Source organism: Candidatus Manganitrophaceae bacterium (genome assembly GCA_016200325.1).
Taxonomy (GTDB): domain Bacteria; phylum Nitrospirota; class Nitrospiria; order SBBL01; family Manganitrophaceae; genus Manganitrophus.
The window spans coordinates 1-15380 of record JACQEZ010000003.1 but is presented as its reverse complement, the minus strand read 5'-3'; the positions used below and the strand labels follow the sequence as shown (position 1 = coordinate 15380).

Here is a 15380-nt window from a genome sequence, read left to right as displayed (position 1 = left end):
CTACACTCCGTAGCGGGCCGCGGTGTTGAAGAAGCCCCGCCAGCGGACGATCTTGCCGTTCTTCACCGTGAAGAGGTGGATCCACGGGCTCTCGAATTTCTTCTTCGTGTCGCGCGCCGTCGCGCTCTCCCATCCGAGGACGGTGACATGCTCGCCCGCCTCGATGAACTCCCGCGGCTCGAAAGCGTGGATCTCATTGGCCCGAGCCTCCTCCGCAAAAAAATCGGCCACCCCCTTTTTATTTTTCCGGTTGCCCGCATACCCCAGGCCCGGTGAGCCGACGAACTCCCAATCGACCTCGTCCGCGATCAAATTCAAAACCGCCGGAACATCCCCCTTGCCAAAAGCCTCGTAGGCTTTCTTCACCACATCGGTCGCTGTGCCCATATCGGTCCTCCTGATAATATTGTAGGAATTTTACGATAGATGAAGGAGGAAGACAAGTTGTATTTCATAAAGGTGGAAAGTTAACTAACTTAATTCCAAGCACTGATGTTCTTACCGAATTAGAGAAATTTCTATAGAAGAAATATATTTTTCGAAGGAAGCACTAGAAGTTGAAGTGCCAGGGTTTGAAGTATTGGCGGGGCTTCTCCGGAAATTTATAAAGGCTGTAAACAATGTAGTTGAAGATGGAAAGGATGAGAAAAGCAAGAAGTTAGTAAGGCTCATTCCGCCACAATTTCTGAGTAAGGAAAAAGGAAGACCTGATGAGGATAAGTATATCCGAATCCTACAGGTCACCGATTTTGTGTCTGGGATGACCGATTCTTACGCTGTAGCGCTTTATAAGCAAATAACTGGGATCTCGCTTCCCACTCAAATAGACAGTCACGAAAAAAGAGTTGAACTGCACCCTTAAGTTTGGACGGTTTAGGTTAGAGTGCTCCGGCAGGGTGGTGATGCTTCTGGGCGGCCGTTCAGAGCGCTTCAAATTCCTCAGGTGGTCGGTCGCCCAGGGCTGAGTGCAGCCGTTTGCGATTGTACACCTGGTCGATAAAATATGGGAGCCGACTCCGTACATCTTCCAGAGTCCGTACTTCTCAAGATAAACCTCTTCGGTTTTTCAGGTTTTTCATAAAACTTTCTGCGACGGCATTGTCATAGGGATTGCCTCTTCAAGCCATGCTGATTTGGAACCTATGGGTTCTTAAAGCTCGATATAAAGGCAGCCCCTTTCGTCGGCTCGTTGTCATCCACTCTGGGCATACCCATCATTGGCAAGCCCGACCCTATCCATCCAGGGCAAGCCCGACCCTTCCATCCAGCCCAAGCCGTTCGTCATCATTTTCTCTCCAGATGAGAATCGGTTCCAGAAAAACCTGCTGATAAGGATTAGCCCACCAGAGTGAATTGCTCGCCGACCCTGGAAAACCTAAAATAATGGTGAGCCAATGGACGACATCACCATCAGGAGGAAACCATGAAAAAATGGATTGGAATCGTGACGGCGCTTTTTCTGGCGCTGGGGACGGCCACCGCGTTCGCCGACCATATTCAGCCGGTCGAACCGAAACATATCAAAAACAAAAAAGCAAAGAAACAATTTGATCAGGGGGTGAAGGAATTGAAGAAAGACAATTTCAGTGCCGCGGTCATATACTTCCAAGCGGCGGAGAAATTCGATCCGAATGTTCCGGAATTTCATGTCGACACGGCGCTCGCCTTGGCGGCGCAGGGGCAAAAGTTCCAAGCGAAAAATGAGTTTGATCAAGCGGCCAATTTGATCGCTCAGGCGGCGTCCACCGGCACACCGCCGAAAGGGTGAGCGCTTTCATGCAGTGAGAGCCGATTCTTTTTCGCGCGCAGGTCAATTGATTCAGCGGAGAAGGAGACGCCGGTTTCAGGGCGGGAGAGCGCGCCGTATTCGAGAGACCGTTGTACTCGCCGATCGCTCATATCGAGCGGCGCTTTCCCCACCCCTCTGATCGAGAGGAGAAAAGATGGAAACACTTTTCCCAGGAACCGCCGCGCTCCATAAGAATGTTCATCTGAGGTTGGTCCACTTCCCGATCGCCTTCGAACACTCTTTCCGTGAAATGCCTTTCTGGTTTTTCTAGAACAGATTGAAGGCGGTTGGCAAGGGGGAGAGCATCCGACCTCTTTTTCTCCTCTTCTGTGAATCCATTTATCGGATATTATTCATCACGGCGATAAAAATAATTGGAAACCAAAATAACATTCCGACGGCTCCCAGTATCAGACACCACCAGATACGAGCTCCCCCGGACAGGACGCCCCCCGATTCTCTGACAAGACGCCGCGCCTTGAGGCCGCACCAGAAAGCATACACAGACCCAAACCCGGCAAGCCAGAGGACAGAGAACACAATGCCGCGTTGGAGCAGTTTGTCGAGTCCGGCCTGAGCACTGACGGAAGCGAACATGGGGCCACCTCCTAGCGGTTTAACGATGAAGCTTGGGGCTGAAGTGTGACCGAGACACGCTGGGTCCCACTAAAGGTCGCCGGGCATCCGCCCACAAATGAGCTGTACTTCGCGGTAAAGGAGAGGATCGACGGTTGGTAACCGGGGGCGAGGACCGTCATCTCATACCTACCCTCGTCGGTGGAGAAGCCGCACGGCACTTTGCATTGAAGCGTGTCGTCTACAACCTGGACGTTGGATGAGAGGGCGGTCAATGCCCGTAAGTCGGCTGGGACGCCGTTGAAGGTGATGTTGGTAAAGGTCACGTCGCTGATGGGAGCCGAGAAGGTTGCATTGACAGCGGACGTGAGCGTGATGACCGGTTCCGAATATTTGACTACGCAGGGCCCAAACGTCGGTTCGTCGGCGGCGCTTTCTTCACCCCAAGCAATAATCGGCAAGAGGACGAACAGGACGAGGCTCAGAAATGCGGTACGAATGGTATCTCCTTTATTGCCGCTTCGGCCGAGCGGGAAAAATGTCTCGGAGGGTCTATCGTAGCAAGGAGAAACCACCTGCGTCTATATAGAAACTGGGGCTGTCTCCAATGTTCGCCACCAATCAATAAATTACGACTATACATTGACCTGCGCTCGCGCATCATAGACTGATTATGAGGTCCTGTCTGAGCGCCAGTATTTCCAGTTTCAGCAAAGTGCTTTAATGCCTTTTTCCATCGAATAACCTGATCTTGTCTTATTGCTTGTGCCGGATACTGGTTAGGTTGGGCCGATTCTTCTTCGATCAGCCTGATGGACAATATCATGACGCCGCTTCATCATGCAGCCCCTTGTCTCGCGACAAATTAAAATACTGAGGGGGGATTCCTCATCGGAATTTTACATACTTTATCGATCGTGTCCCTACTTGTCTATCGAAATTAGATCCCTAGCCTTGCTTGATCGCGCTCGGCTCCATGAAGAACACCTCCCAGATGTGTCCATCCAAATCTTGAAACCCATGCGCATACATAATGCCGTGGTCTTGTGGTTCGCTGTAGGTGGTTCCGCCCGCGGCGACCGCCTTGCGAACCATGTCGTCGACTTGTTGCCGGTTCTCCAATGACAGCGCGATCAGCACTTCGGTGCTCTTCGTCGCATCGCAAATCGGCTTGGGGGTAAAGCTCTTAAACTTCGGCTCGATCAGCAGCATGACATAGTTCTCCGGGGAGACGATCATGCAGGTGGCCGTCTCGTCGGTGAATTGGGGATTAAACGTAAAACCGAGCTTCGCGAAGAAGTCGATCGACTTCTTGAGATCTTTAACCGGCAGATTTACGAAAATTTTCATCGCTATGTTTTCTCCTTTCCTTTGGAGGTCGTTGGAGGCGCGAGCCCGCCTTCTATCTATCGTGGTCATTTGGAGCGCCAAACATCATCCGATGGCCATCGATGGTCCTGATCCCGAACTCCTGCATTCCCCAAGGCTCATCGCACAGACGCTTGATGATGTCGGCATTCTTGGCTTGGACCGAGCGGTAGAACGCCTCGATGCCGCTGACCACGATGTACGCAAAGTAAGCGTGATCGCCGAGCTCCGCCGGAGGGATGGCGTCCGGGCACTCGCCCGCCATGATAACGCAGTCGTCTCGCTCGAAGAGGCGCCACCCCTCATCCCCGATCTCGCGCACGTTAAAGCCGAGAACGTCGCCATAGAACTCGGCCGACGACTGGAGATCTGGCACTGCGATCACGAAACGCGCCTTTATAAATGTGGTCGGCCTATTCTGCATCTTCTCCGACAGAGGCGAATGAAACAGGAGGGCGCCGCACCCCCGAGATTCGCGGCGGCGACAGACGGATCCCGGCCGCGCATCGAGACCGACGGGAAGGAGGAAGACAACCTCCTTCATCGGGAGATGGAGAACCTGCTCGATATCCCCGGCTAACGGGGCGCGCATCCAGGCGGCAAGGAGCTCCCGAATTTTCTGCTTCTCCGGTTCGCCACCCAGGAAGGGAGCTTAAGGCAAAGGCGATTCGAGCCACGCCGGCACCGGCAGTTTCTGCTCCCGCAAGAAGGCCGGGTTGAAGAGCCGCCGCTGATAACGCATCCCGCCGTCGGCCAGAATCGTCACAATCGTATGCCCCGGTCCCAGCTGGCGGGCGAGTCGGACAGCGCCGGCGACGTTGATCCCCGACGAGCCGCCGACACAAAGCCCTTCGTCCCGGAGCAGATCGAAAATATAGGGGAGCGCTTCGGTGTCGGGAATTTGGTAGGCCTCGTCGATCGGCGCGCCGACCAGGTTTTCGGTGACCCGGCTCTGCCCGACCCCCTCGGCGATCGAATCCCCCTCCGATTTCAATTCGCCCTGCTTGTAATAATGATAGAGGGCCGCCCCCATCGGATCGGAGAGGGCGATGACGACATTCGGGTTCCGCGCTTTCAGCGCCTTCCCGACCCCCGCCAACGTGCCTCCGGTCCCGACGGCGCAGTTGAACCCATCGACCTTTCCCCGCGTCTCCTCCCAGATCTCCACGCCGGTCGTGGCGGCATGGAAGTCGCGGTTGGCGATGTTGTCGAATTGCCTTGCCCAGAACGCGGAGCCGGGTGATGCCGCATTCATCTCTTGAGTCAGCCGCTCGGCGATCCGGACAAAATGGCGCGGGGTCGAATAGGGGGCCTCGGGGACCAATTTCAGCTCGGCGCCGTAGGTCCGCAGCGTCTCGAACTTTTCGGTGCTCTGCGTCTCCGGAATGACGATCAGGGTCCGATACCCCAAGACCCGTCCGATCATCGCCAGGCCGATCCCGGTATTTCCGGCGGTTCCTTCGACGATCGTTCCCCCTTTTTTCAAAAGACCCCGCTTCTCCGCGTCGCGAACGATCCCCAACGCGGTCCGATCTTTGATCGATCCGCCCGGATTGAGAAACTCCGCCTTCCCCAAAATGGTGCACCCCGTCGCCTCGGACGGCCCCTTCAGTCGAATGAGCGGCGTCCGGCCGATCAGGTCGAGCAGGTTTTCACAAATGTCCATTTCGTCCCTCTCTCAAGATGTGCAAGGCATGCTGATCTGATCTCTCCACCGAGGGACACTCTACAATATTTTTGCGTATTTTGTAAACGCGGCGGCAGGGAGACGAGATCCACTTGCGCGGTTGCTGTGATCGACCCCGAGGCCTGCGACAGGCCGCTCATACCGCGATCTTCCCATCCCTCCCTGTCTTAACCCAGGCTCTTCCACCGGTGTGTCACCGGCTCTTTTGACACGCCTGAAAAGCGGACTAGCCCGGCGGGGTTAATTGCGTCCCAACCGCAAGAGACCTAGAATAAAAGAATGAAACACCACAAAGGAGGAGTCAATGAAAAAATTGATCGGACTTTTTGCTGCACTCTTACTCATGCTCGGCGCAGCACCCGCTTTCGCAAACCATATTCAGCCGGTGGCGCCGGAAGAGATTACAAACACCGATGTGAAGAACCACTTTGACGCCGGGGTCACCGCCTTGATGAATGACCATCTCGGGGAGGCGGCCAAACAGTTTCAGATGGCGGAAGAGGCCGATCCGACCCTTCCGGAAGTGCATATCAACCTGGCAATGACCCTTGCTGCAGAAGGGAAAAAAGAGGCGGCGAACAGACATTTTAACGAGGCGACCAACCTGCTCGCCAAGGCGGGATCGTCCAACGGCGCTCAATCTCAAGGTTGATCCCGGATGCCGACCCACAGGAAACCAGCCAAGCAAAAACGGACGACACACCCGAAAGGCAACCCTGCCCAGAACCCGAGAAAACGAAAGCGGGCCGACAATGTTTTTCGGGAGAGGGCAAAGCCGACCACCGACGACCTGACGGAGCGCTTCGAGCATCGCGCCCCGACCCGCGTTCACCAAATCGTCGAACTGCCCGAAGAGGACCAAAGCGGTTCATAGCCGCGCCGATGCGCGTGGAATCCGTTGCTGACGGAGTGAGATCGGATCGGCTTCCCCAGGAACGGAGGGAAGCGTCACACGGACCTAAAGTATGGAGAAATTTTCGGAGAGATTTCGGTAAGTCGAGTGATTCAGAATCGGTGGGAGTGCGTTCCTCACCAACTCAGAGAAGCGCTCTGAAGATCGGATCGATTACGGTCGGCCGCCCGGTGATGATTAATCAGAACCGTTCATCGAATCTTTTTCAGGCAAGGAGGCGGAGAGGAGCTCGGCCCGTTTTGCAGTCAGCCACGCTTGAACTTCTCTTGCATTCACGCCGAGCCAGGTACAAGCATGGGCAACTTCGTTGAAGACGATTGCATTGATTGAGACCGATGCCGCCCGTTTTTCATACAATTTCGCCTTCTGAAAATCTTGTCTGGAGATAATTGCCACCTTGGCCCCCGCCGACTTCTCGCGATATTCCCAGTAGAGATTGACCAGCTCCTGAAAATCATTCTCCCCCATCGTATGAAACGACGCGCGGGTCACATCAACAAGGACCCGTGGCGCCGGAGGGAGATCGGGGTTGCTCAAAAAGGCGCGGTCGAGCGCAAAGAGCTCCTCCTTACGGATCTCTCCGACCCAGGCTTTGAGAGCGACCTTGTCTTCTTCCCGAAGGAGGTAGGCGCCGGCCATGATTCAGAGGGTGCAGCGGGTCAATCAAACAGGGCAAACCGGGCAAACCGGGGAAAAACCGATTCTGCTCCGGTTCCGGCCTAACGATCAACGCGGGTGGCCGTTCGCTCGGAGGGGGTCGGCTCGACCAAAAGGGTGGTGGTCCCGCTGACGCCGCGGGAGGTGGCGGCCAGCGTGGTCAGGCCGGGGCGGTGGGCCGTGACGCGGCCGAAAGTGTCGATCGTTGCCACCGACGGGTCGCTGCTCGTCCAGAGGAGGACGGCGGCCGTGGTGATGTCGGCGACCGCCGACGGTGCGCCCGATCCGGCATTCTTCCCGTTGCCGAGCTGGCCCGAATGGCCGTCCCCCCAGCAATCGACCGTCCCGTCCGACAACACGAGACAGGTATGATAGCTCCCCGCTGCAATCGCCGTCGCCCGGCCGATATCGCCGACCCGCACCGGCGTCGGCGATCCGGCGCTGCTTCCATTCCCCAACTGTCCGAACGTATTGTCTCCCCAGCAGCTCACCGCCCCTTCCGAGAAAAGCGCGCAGGTGTGAGATTCCCCGGCGATCTCCGTCGCCGCGCTGCCGGCTCGGCCGCCGACCCTGACCGGAGTGGTTGAATCGTAGTTGCCGCCGCTGCCGGGCGGGTCGGCGTCCGAACCCCAGCACATCGTCGCGCCGTCCGATAAAACCGCGCAGGCATGATGCCTGCCGGCGGTGATCGTCGCGGCATCGCGGATGCCGGTGACCTCCACCGGAAGGGCCGAGCCGGTATTCGTCCCATTGCCGAGCTGGCCGGCGGAATTGTCTCCCCAGCACGCCACCCTCCCCTCCGAAAGGAGGACACAGGTATGGGCGGTCCCCGCCGCGACGGCGGTCGCGCTGCCGATCCCTCTCACCCGCGTTGGGACCGATGACGGAGCGGTGCTTCCATTCCCGAGCTGGCCGAAGCTGTTCTCTCCCCAACAACGCACCGTTCCTTCGGAAAGGACCGCACAGGTATGACCGACCCCGGCGGCCAGGGTGGCGAGGCTCAAGCGTTGTGAGGCGCCGTTCTTGAAAAACCCGGTCGCCGCAAACGACGCGGTCTGTCCCGCCCGCAAGGTCGGCTGCTCCGGCGCCAAAGTAATGGAAGCCAATGAAAAAGGGGATTCGGACGTCGCGGTAAAAATCGGATTCAGGCGGCTCGCCGACCCATTGCGGATGACCGCGACCGGCCCGGTCGTCGCCCCGGGCGGAACGGTCGCGATGATCTCGGTGTCGCTCCAACCGAGGACCGCGGCCGGCGTTTCATTGAAGGTGACCGTACCCGATTCTTGGAGTCGTCCGAATCCCGATCCCACGATGAGGACCGACATCTCCGAGGGACCGGCGCGGGGAAAGAGGGAAGAGATCATCGGGTGCAAAGGAGAACGGACGGCAAAACGATTATTCGCATTGCTCCGGACCCCATTGACGGTGACGACGATCGGGCCGGTGAGGGCGTCGCTCGGCACCGCGGCGGTCACCTGTGTGTCGGTCCAACGGACAATCGGCACCGGGAGATCATTGAAGGTGACCCTGTTCTCCCCCCGAACGGCCCCGAAATGCGCCCCTTCAAGGGTGAAAAGGCTCGCCGCCGGGCCGGAAGAGGGGGTGAGCGCAGCGATATAAGGAAAGACGATGAACGGGAGGCCGTTGCTCGGCGCTTCATTGACCGTCACGATCACCGGTCCGGTCGTGGCCCCCTCGGGAACCGCCACCCCAATTTCGGAGTCGCTCCAGCGAATCACTCCGGCGGGGACCCCATTAAAAGTAACCCTGCTCGAGGTTTGGGTCGGCCCGAAACCCGATCCCTTCATCGTCACCAAGAATCCGGTGGCATCCGAATGAGGAGGAGAAGCGAGGGCGGACAAAGAGAACAGTCTGGGAGAGGAGGTCGGAGCGACCACCCGAAAGGGATAGTTGTCATTGCTTGCCTCGCCGGCGACGGTGACCACGACCGGACCGCTCGTGGCCCCCTCGGGTACGGTGACGACGACCTCGCTGTCGATCCAACCGATCACCGCAGCCGGGGTGCCGTCGAAGAGGACCCGACTCGATCCTTGTATCTTTCCGAAACCCGATCCGGTGAGGGTGACCGACGTTCCGGAGGGACCGGATGGGGGGGAGAGCGACGAGATCAGCTGCGCCGAGCCTATTCCTGCACTTCCGAACAGAAGGAGCGCAACCCCGAGGGTCAGGCGAAGCGCTTTCAAACGCCTCTTTCGGCTTTCAGTCATCATCGACCTCGGCATTTCGGCTCGGCACATCGGCTCGACGCTTGGAGGAACATAAGAGGATCGCAAAAGAGAGGACGGTCATTGCGACCGTCCCCCTTTTTCAAAACGATCGAAGGGGGGGTCAAGCGTTCAAATAACCATTTCGCGCCTGCTGGCCACCCCCCTTCTGCCTCCTCGGGCGCTCCCGGTACAAGCGGATCAGTTGATGGTGATACTGAACTGCATCGAGGCCGTCTGGCCGTCGTTGCCTCTGACCGTCGCGGTGAAGACATAGGTCCCTCGGGTCGTCGGCGTTCCCGAGATCACGTTATTGTCCTTGCCGGACGAGTTTTGGTGCAATGAAAGACCGGGTGGAAGCTGTCCGGTTGTGATCGTCCAGACCAAGGGGAGACACCCGCCTGGGCTGGTAAACAGATTGGCGGAATAGGCCGTCCCGAGGGTGCCGGCCGGGAGGGTCGAGTTCTGATTGGTGATGGTGAGGGGAAGCGGCGGGTCGATCGTCAGGCTGAAGACTTTCGAGGCGGTGTGGCGTGCGCCGTCGGTGACCTGTACGGTAAATGTCTTGGTTTGGACGGTGGACGGGATCCCGGTAATAACGGTCGACATGGTGGCAAAAGACGACGGCATCGTCAAGCCGGAGGGGAGCGTGCCCGCGCTAACCTTCCACTTGTACGGCGTCGGCCCCGAGCCGCCGCTCGCGGTGAGGAACTGGTTCATCTGGTTGCAGACGTTTCCATTCACCAGCGGAGAGCTTTCATTGATCTGCAGAGGCGCCGCAACCGTGATGGCGGCAAAGAAGAGACCGGGCGCAATCCCGAGCAAAAGTCCGATGACCTTTTTCATCTTGCACCTCCACTTCCGACACGTACTTAAAAAAAGAACCGCCTCATTGCAGCCCTTCTTTCGGATCGCGCGGAAGCCGCTTATTGTGGGTCTTTCTCTTCAACTAACCACTTCCACCTAGTTACCTGCGCATACTATAGTAGTTCGGCAAGAGGTGTCAATGAGAATTTATGAAGAGAAAACGGTCGAGGCTCCGTCCGTAAAGAAGAAGGTGACGGGCCGATCGCTTGAGTCAATTAGGTTGACCGAAGATGAATTGACCTGGGCCGGCAGAGAAAGGTATCATCGAGAAAAGACGGCCGCCTCTCTCTTATATTATTATGGATGTATCCCAAACTGGAGTCTTGATGCAGCATACAGAATATGTCGATCCGGGTTTGGCGCGCGAGCTGATTCTCGACGAGCTCTTTGATCTGTCGCTCTATCAAAAACTGCGGGAGATCTCGGGGCCCGACTTGCGCCCGATGCTCGATGAATTAATCCAGGTCGAGAAAGGCCATTTCACTTTTTGGCAGAATCTCTTCGGGATTGAAATTTCCCGACTCAACGTCGGCCGCCGCCTCAAGCTGTCGCTGATCGTCCTGATCTGCCGCCTCTTCGGCCCGACGGCGATCGATCTGATTTTGGAAGCGATTGAAGTGTACGGCATTCGAAAGTACCTCACCCTCTGGAAGCGGAACAAAGACAATCCGATCGGCCGGGCCGTCCAAGGGGTGTTGGAAGATGAGTTCGGGCATGAAGATGCGATCGTCGGGCGGATGAAAGACCGGATCATCAATCCCGACCGGATTCGAAACATTTTTTTCGGTCTCAACGACGGGATGGTCGAGATCCTCGGCGCGGTGAGCGGCTTCTTCGCCAGCTTCGGACAGAACAGCCTCGTCGTCGTGGCCGGGCTGACGACCGCCGTGGCGGGGGCGCTCTCGATGGCCGGCGGCGCCTATGTGGCGGTCAGCTCCGAGAATGAGGTGAGACGGACCCAAGAAGAGAAGAACCGTTTTTTACAAAAAGAGAGCAACGAAGAACACCGGCCGGAGCCGGCGTTAAGATCGTCGGTGGTCGTCGGCGTCAGCTACTTCGCCGGCGCCGCCTTCCCCCTCCTTCCGGTCCTCTTCGGCGCTCACAATGCTTTTTGGTCGATCGTGAGTGCCGGAACGATGATCATCCTCGTCTCCATTATTTTGTCATTCCTATCCGGGATGAACATAAAAAGGAGGGTGGTGACCAACGTAATCATCATCACCCTCGCCACCGGCATCAGCTATCTCATCGGCGGCGCCGTCCGAAAGCTTTTAGGAATTGCCGTTTGATCAGGGCTTCCGCTTGAACAATCTCTCCCCTCCTCAGCCGTTCGTCCTGATCCGGTCGAAGGACCGTTTCTAAACATCCTTAACCTCCGGACTCAAAATCAACATAGGGCGCCCCCTTCCCTCCCCGACGGTAAATAGCCTATGATGGAAAGGGATTAATTGAACTCTCTTCACATAGAAGGAGCGCGGACGATGGGAAAATTGGGACAGCAACTGGTCGGGCCCGACCGAAAGAATTTGCTGGAGGAGTTGAACCGGGCCTATGCCGACGAATGGTATGCCCACTATAATTATTCTTTTGTGGCCAACATCATCAGCGGCCCGGCGGCGCCGGCGGTCATCCGGGTCCTCCGCCGTAAAATAGCGCAGGCGCTGGCACATGCCAACCGGCTCGCGGAACGGATTATCTCCCTGGGGGGGATGCCGGTCCCGAAGCTGACCGATCTGCCGGAGTATGCCACCGACAAGCCGTTCAAGCTTCCGGAGAATGTCCGCGACATCGACGGCGCCTTAAAAGCGGTGCTCGATGCGGAGCGGACAAGCATCCGGAGCTATCATGCGCTCTATGAAAAGACCGAGAAGAACGATCCGGTCACCCATGCCCTGGTTCTCGAGTTCCTCCGAGATGCAGTCGTGGGGGAAGAGGAGCTCGAGCGGACCCTTGGAGAGCCGGCCCCGGAAATGGATGGGAAATAAGGAAGCAAATTGATCGGCGACCAACGGCGATACCGCTGATGGACTGACTTAAAAAATATACATTAATTAAGATGCTCCTTCCGGCCAAAGACGATTTCGATATACCGATGATCGGTCCATATTGTCATCGGCCGCTGCGAACGGACCATTCACGGTATGGGCGTCTGTCTGTACGACTCAACGGCTCACCGGCCCCTTTATTGATTGGAGAAAAAGATGGGATCTTATCCGATGGCGGTTCTGAAGTTCAGCTGGGCCGACACCCCCTATACCAATGCCACGCCGAACAATTTGACCGACAGCGATGCCGTGATCAACCGTCTCTTTTTTCCCCTCTCCCTCTCCTGGTGGGGGATCGCCGAGTATTGGCAGTACTGCACCTTCGGCACGATCAACCTACAGGGAACGCAGGTCTTTCCCTGGCGCAAGCTCTCCGGGATGAACGCGCCGACCGGCCCCGGACAGTACACCCGCTTTCAGCTGATCAATCAGGCGGTGAAGCAGGCGACGGCGGAAGGGTGGCCGCTCGATCAATTCAAAGGGATCGTCCTCTGGGTGGCGCCGACGGCGAGCAATCCGCAAGATGCCGGATCGGGCGCGCAGAGCATCAATGGGAAATCTTGGTGTGTCTTGATGGAGAGCAGCAACCACGACTTCTACGCCCACGAGTTCGGCCATGCGATGTGCTTCAAACATGTCTGGGGGACCCCTCCGGGCGCCGTGGCGCTGCCGGCCATTTATCAAGATCCCTACTGCGTGATGGCGGCGCAGACCTATCAAGGGACGACGCCGACCTTTTCGATTCCACCCGACCCGAACGGTCCTCCTTCCGGCGATCCCTTCTGGGCCAGCCTCGCGCCGATGCCGGCGGCCGCCTCCGTCTATAACGAGGTGGCCGACTTCGCCGCCTCGCACCATGTCTTTCAGATCGGAACGGTCGTGGCGAACTGGCAGCGCTCGCTCACCTTGCGTGCGCGCGACCTGACGCAGGGGAACAACCCAGTCCTCGCCGTCGCACAGGCCGGCCCGGGGATGACCGGCGGCCGGCTCGCCTATCTGATCGAATTACGCCGATCGAAAGACTGGGACCGGGGGATGAACGCGGCCGGATCGACGACCGCCCCGCCGAGCGGGCTCGTGATTCATTCGCTTCAAAATTTGGACGAGTACCCCAACGCCACCCCCGACCTCGACACCAATCCGAAGGTCGTCTACGAGGGGAACTTCCCCCTGCCGCTGACCGGGGGGGACGCCGACTGGCACTCGAACAGCGGCGATTTCGTGGTGCGGGTCGACAAAGTCGCCGACGATTTAAGCTGGGTGGAGCTGACGGTCGGCGGCGCCGATCTCCTGACGGCCGGCGCCGTCACCGTCGATGTGGCTGTCGGCGGCAACAGCGCGTTGGTCGAAGAAGGGGTGGAAGAGGATGTTCCGGTCTTCATCTGCGGCCGCGGCACCTATCATTTCTACATCGATCATCAGCAGACCCAGCTGACCTGCACCGCAACCGCCTTCGGATATGACAATCCGCAATTCGCTTGGCAGGTGAACGGTGTCGCCGTCCCGCCGGCTGGCGGCCTGATTCACGTTCCGGTCGTGGCGACCTTTCCCCGTCCGAAGAGCGAGACGACCGGAACGAGAAACGCAGCTTTGATCTGCAACCGGTCTGGGAACACGCTCGTGCTGACGGCCGATCCGAACGATGGGAACTACAGCCTTGAAATTCAGGCGACGGTGACGGAGGGGAACCCGATCGCCAGCCCGGCCCCGCCGAGCAGCGGGAAGATTTTTAAGCAGGTGAAGACGATCCTCATCAGCTGGGAGAAGAAGTACTACGACGACGTGGCCGCCTGCGTGAAGCGGGTCCGCGACATCAATCAGAAATACGCAAAGAGCAAACGATGGCCGGGCCTGAATCCGGGCGATCCGGTGACGCGCGTGCGACTCATTTTAGATTTGATGCAAGAGGGCTTGAAAGAATCCAACCCGATTCTGGTGGAACAGATCAACCGAACCTTATCCACCCTTTCACAGACCGCCCGGCGGCAGAGAGAACGGCGGTAGCCGAAAGGGAATCCGGCGCCGATTAAGCACTTCACGGGCGCTTAAGGGTACGCTTAGACCTTCACAACCGGTTTGACTGTTTTTAAAAGGTTGAAGGGAGCGCGCGACGCGGCCGAAAAGCGCGCTGTATTGAATCGGGACCGAGATGAAATCGTCGAGCGGTATGTCGGCCCAATCGAACGACTCCTCCATCGATTCACGGATCAATCCGATGATCGGGGGGATGCTGAAGTGACGCTCTTCTCTTTTTTGAGATGACGCTCGCCGCCACCGCGGTTCCGAGAGAGTGCTCCCAAAGCCCGACGACGTTTTTTTCCATCATCTCGAAGATCGACGCACTCAGGAACAGCCCTTTGACGACGTTTATGCCAAGAAGGATCTTGAGTATACATTAAAGATGTCGATCTTGGTAGAGATGCGCGATTGAATTTTCGTTTGGGCGCTTTTTAAGGAGAAAGGCGCCATGGATGGGATGAATGATATCGGGCTATGAGAAAAATGCGTTCTCATTACCTTCGTAACGTTTGCAAAATAAAAAATACAAAACAGAAAGCCCCGTTCACCTTTCGATGAACGGGGCTCTGTTTTTAATCCGGCAGCGTCCTACTTTCCCACACCCTCGCGGGTGCAGTATCATCGGCCCAGGAGGGCTTAACTTCCGTGTTCGGAATGGGAACGGGTGTGGCCCCTCCGGTATTGCCACCGGAAATTCAAATTGTATTGACAACTGAATATGGGTGATCCAAAGGATCTATCTAACAAGCAAGCAGCAAGACTGAATCTATCGGAAGCAAATATAATGGTCAAGCCTCACGGTCGATTAGTACGGGTTAGCTCAAAGCCTCACAGCTCTTTCACACCCCGCCTATCTACCCCGTAGTCTACGGGGGACCTTCAGTGCCTTACGGCAGGGAAATCTAATCTTGGGGTAGGTTTCCCGCTTAGATGCTTTCAGCGGTTATCCTTTCCGAACATAGCTACCCGGCGCTGCCCCTGGCGGGACAACCGGCACACTAGAGGTCCGTTCAACCCGGTCCTCTCGTACTAGGGTCAACTCCCCTCAAATTTCCTCCGCCCACAACAGATAGGGACCAAACTGTCTCACGACGTTTTGAACCCAACTCTCGTACCGCTTTAACGGGCGAACAGCCCGACCCTTGGGACCTACTTCGGCCCCAGGATGCGATGAGTCGACATCGAGGTGCCAAACCGCGTCGTCGATGTGAACTCTTGGACGCGATAAGCCTGT

The 15380-nt window shown here is 57.3% G+C and carries 16 protein-coding genes and 2 rRNA genes; 8 read left to right on the top strand and 10 right to left on the bottom strand.

The window, feature by feature from the left end:
* Window positions 1-387, bottom strand: a complete 387-nt coding sequence (locus tag HY282_02385) for a nuclear transport factor 2 family protein (GenBank protein ID MBI3802593.1) — start codon at window positions 385-387, stop codon at window positions 1-3.
* A gap of 118 nt (window positions 388-505) precedes the next feature.
* Between HY282_02385 and HY282_02380 the strand changes: the two genes are divergently transcribed.
* Both HY282_02380 and HY282_02375 read left to right on the top strand, forming a co-directional pair.
* Window positions 506-862 carry a hypothetical protein gene (locus HY282_02380; GenBank protein MBI3802592.1) on the top strand — a complete coding sequence of 119 codons (357 nt, stop codon included), beginning with the start codon at window positions 506-508 and terminating at the stop codon, window positions 860-862.
* A 561-nt stretch (window positions 863-1423) separates the two neighbouring features.
* On the top strand, window positions 1424-1768 hold the full coding sequence (locus HY282_02375; GenBank protein ID MBI3802591.1) for a hypothetical protein: 345 nt from the start codon (window positions 1424-1426) through the stop codon (window positions 1766-1768).
* Window positions 1769-2397: 629 nt separating this feature from the next.
* On the opposite strand, the gene HY282_02370 is transcribed toward HY282_02375, so the two are convergent.
* The 3 genes from HY282_02370 to HY282_02360 all read right to left on the bottom strand — a co-directional run bounded on the left by HY282_02370 (window position 2398) and on the right by HY282_02360 (window position 4157).
* Window positions 2398-2940 (bottom strand): hypothetical protein, encoded by a 543-nt coding sequence (locus HY282_02370; GenBank protein MBI3802590.1) that lies wholly within the window; start codon window positions 2938-2940, stop codon window positions 2398-2400.
* A 373-nt stretch (window positions 2941-3313) separates the two neighbouring features.
* Window positions 3314-3721: a VOC family protein gene (locus tag HY282_02365; protein MBI3802589.1), complete on the bottom strand. Its 408-nt coding sequence runs from the start codon at window positions 3719-3721 to the stop codon at window positions 3314-3316.
* A 46-nt stretch (window positions 3722-3767) separates the two neighbouring features.
* Entirely contained in the window at window positions 3768-4157 is a 390-nt protein-coding gene (locus HY282_02360) for a VOC family protein (protein ID MBI3802588.1), read from the bottom strand.
* A gap of 18 nt (window positions 4158-4175) precedes the next feature.
* Here HY282_02360 and HY282_02355 point away from each other — a divergent pair, with 18 nt between their 5' ends.
* The gene (locus tag HY282_02355) at window positions 4176-4313 is read left to right on the top strand and encodes a hypothetical protein (GenBank protein ID MBI3802587.1); all 138 of its coding nucleotides are present in this window, start codon (window positions 4176-4178) and stop codon (window positions 4311-4313) included.
* 72 nt (window positions 4314-4385) lie between these two features.
* Here the strand turns inward: HY282_02355 and HY282_02350 are convergent, their stop codons facing one another.
* Window positions 4386-5399: a cysteine synthase A gene (locus HY282_02350; protein MBI3802586.1), complete on the bottom strand. Its 1014-nt coding sequence runs from the start codon at window positions 5397-5399 to the stop codon at window positions 4386-4388.
* 325 nt (window positions 5400-5724) lie between these two features.
* Here HY282_02350 and HY282_02345 point away from each other — a divergent pair, with 325 nt between their 5' ends.
* Both HY282_02345 and HY282_02340 read left to right on the top strand, forming a co-directional pair.
* Window positions 5725-6072: a hypothetical protein gene (locus HY282_02345; protein MBI3802585.1), complete on the top strand. Its 348-nt coding sequence runs from the start codon at window positions 5725-5727 to the stop codon at window positions 6070-6072.
* A gap of 6 nt (window positions 6073-6078) precedes the next feature.
* Window positions 6079-6294 carry a hypothetical protein gene (locus tag HY282_02340; protein MBI3802584.1) on the top strand — a complete coding sequence of 72 codons (216 nt, stop codon included), beginning with the start codon at window positions 6079-6081 and terminating at the stop codon, window positions 6292-6294.
* 216 nt (window positions 6295-6510) lie between these two features.
* Here the strand turns inward: HY282_02340 and HY282_02335 are convergent, their stop codons facing one another.
* The 3 genes from HY282_02335 to HY282_02325 all read right to left on the bottom strand — a co-directional run bounded on the left by HY282_02335 (window position 6511) and on the right by HY282_02325 (window position 10061).
* A complete protein-coding gene (locus HY282_02335; GenBank protein ID MBI3802583.1) occupies window positions 6511-6972 on the bottom strand; it encodes a hypothetical protein in 462 nt (153 codons plus the stop codon).
* An 80-nt stretch (window positions 6973-7052) separates the two neighbouring features.
* Window positions 7053-9194: an IPT/TIG domain-containing protein gene (locus tag HY282_02330; protein MBI3802582.1), complete on the bottom strand. Its 2142-nt coding sequence runs from the start codon at window positions 9192-9194 to the stop codon at window positions 7053-7055.
* A gap of 222 nt (window positions 9195-9416) precedes the next feature.
* Complete coding sequence (locus HY282_02325; protein ID MBI3802581.1) at window positions 9417-10061, bottom strand: putative Ig domain-containing protein; 645 nt, start codon at window positions 10059-10061, stop codon at window positions 9417-9419.
* A gap of 347 nt (window positions 10062-10408) precedes the next feature.
* Between HY282_02325 and HY282_02320 the strand changes: the two genes are divergently transcribed.
* The 3 genes from HY282_02320 (at window position 10409) to HY282_02310 (ending at window position 14131) form a co-directional block, all read left to right on the top strand.
* Window positions 10409-11371: a VIT1/CCC1 transporter family protein gene (locus tag HY282_02320; GenBank protein MBI3802580.1), complete on the top strand. Its 963-nt coding sequence runs from the start codon at window positions 10409-10411 to the stop codon at window positions 11369-11371.
* A gap of 192 nt (window positions 11372-11563) precedes the next feature.
* Entirely contained in the window at window positions 11564-12067 is a 504-nt protein-coding gene (locus HY282_02315) for a hypothetical protein (GenBank protein MBI3802579.1), read from the top strand.
* A 216-nt stretch (window positions 12068-12283) separates the two neighbouring features.
* Window positions 12284-14131 (top strand): hypothetical protein, encoded by a 1848-nt coding sequence (locus HY282_02310; protein ID MBI3802578.1) that lies wholly within the window; start codon window positions 12284-12286, stop codon window positions 14129-14131.
* Window positions 14132-14721: 590 nt separating this feature from the next.
* Here HY282_02310 and rrf read toward each other — a convergent pair.
* Together rrf and HY282_02300 are read right to left on the bottom strand one after the other, a co-directional pair.
* Window positions 14722-14838, bottom strand: a 5S ribosomal RNA gene (gene rrf, locus HY282_02305).
* An 87-nt stretch (window positions 14839-14925) separates the two neighbouring features.
* Window positions 14926-15380, bottom strand: a 23S ribosomal RNA gene (locus tag HY282_02300); the annotation flags it as partial.

Coding starts and splice junctions, on each gene's coding strand:
- HY282_02310 (MBI3802578.1), top strand. CDS start 12,284: ATGGGATCTTATCCGATGGCGGTTCTGAAGTTCAGCTGGGCCGACACC.
- HY282_02355 (MBI3802587.1), top strand. CDS start 4,176: ATGAAACAGGAGGGCGCCGCACCCCCGAGATTCGCGGCGGCGACAGAC.
- HY282_02325 (MBI3802581.1), bottom strand. CDS start 10,061: ATGAAAAAGGTCATCGGACTTTTGCTCGGGATTGCGCCCGGTCTCTTC.
- HY282_02375 (MBI3802591.1), top strand. CDS start 1,424: ATGAAAAAATGGATTGGAATCGTGACGGCGCTTTTTCTGGCGCTGGGG.
- HY282_02340 (MBI3802584.1), top strand. CDS start 6,079: ATGCCGACCCACAGGAAACCAGCCAAGCAAAAACGGACGACACACCCG.
- HY282_02385 (MBI3802593.1), bottom strand. CDS start 387: ATGGGCACAGCGACCGATGTGGTGAAGAAAGCCTACGAGGCTTTTGGC.
- HY282_02350 (MBI3802586.1), bottom strand. CDS start 5,399: ATGGACATTTGTGAAAACCTGCTCGACCTGATCGGCCGGACGCCGCTC.
- HY282_02320 (MBI3802580.1), top strand. CDS start 10,409: ATGCAGCATACAGAATATGTCGATCCGGGTTTGGCGCGCGAGCTGATT.
- HY282_02345 (MBI3802585.1), top strand. CDS start 5,725: ATGAAAAAATTGATCGGACTTTTTGCTGCACTCTTACTCATGCTCGGC.
- HY282_02360 (MBI3802588.1), bottom strand. CDS start 4,157: ATGCAGAATAGGCCGACCACATTTATAAAGGCGCGTTTCGTGATCGCA.
- HY282_02315 (MBI3802579.1), top strand. CDS start 11,564: ATGGGAAAATTGGGACAGCAACTGGTCGGGCCCGACCGAAAGAATTTG.
- HY282_02335 (MBI3802583.1), bottom strand. CDS start 6,972: ATGGCCGGCGCCTACCTCCTTCGGGAAGAAGACAAGGTCGCTCTCAAA.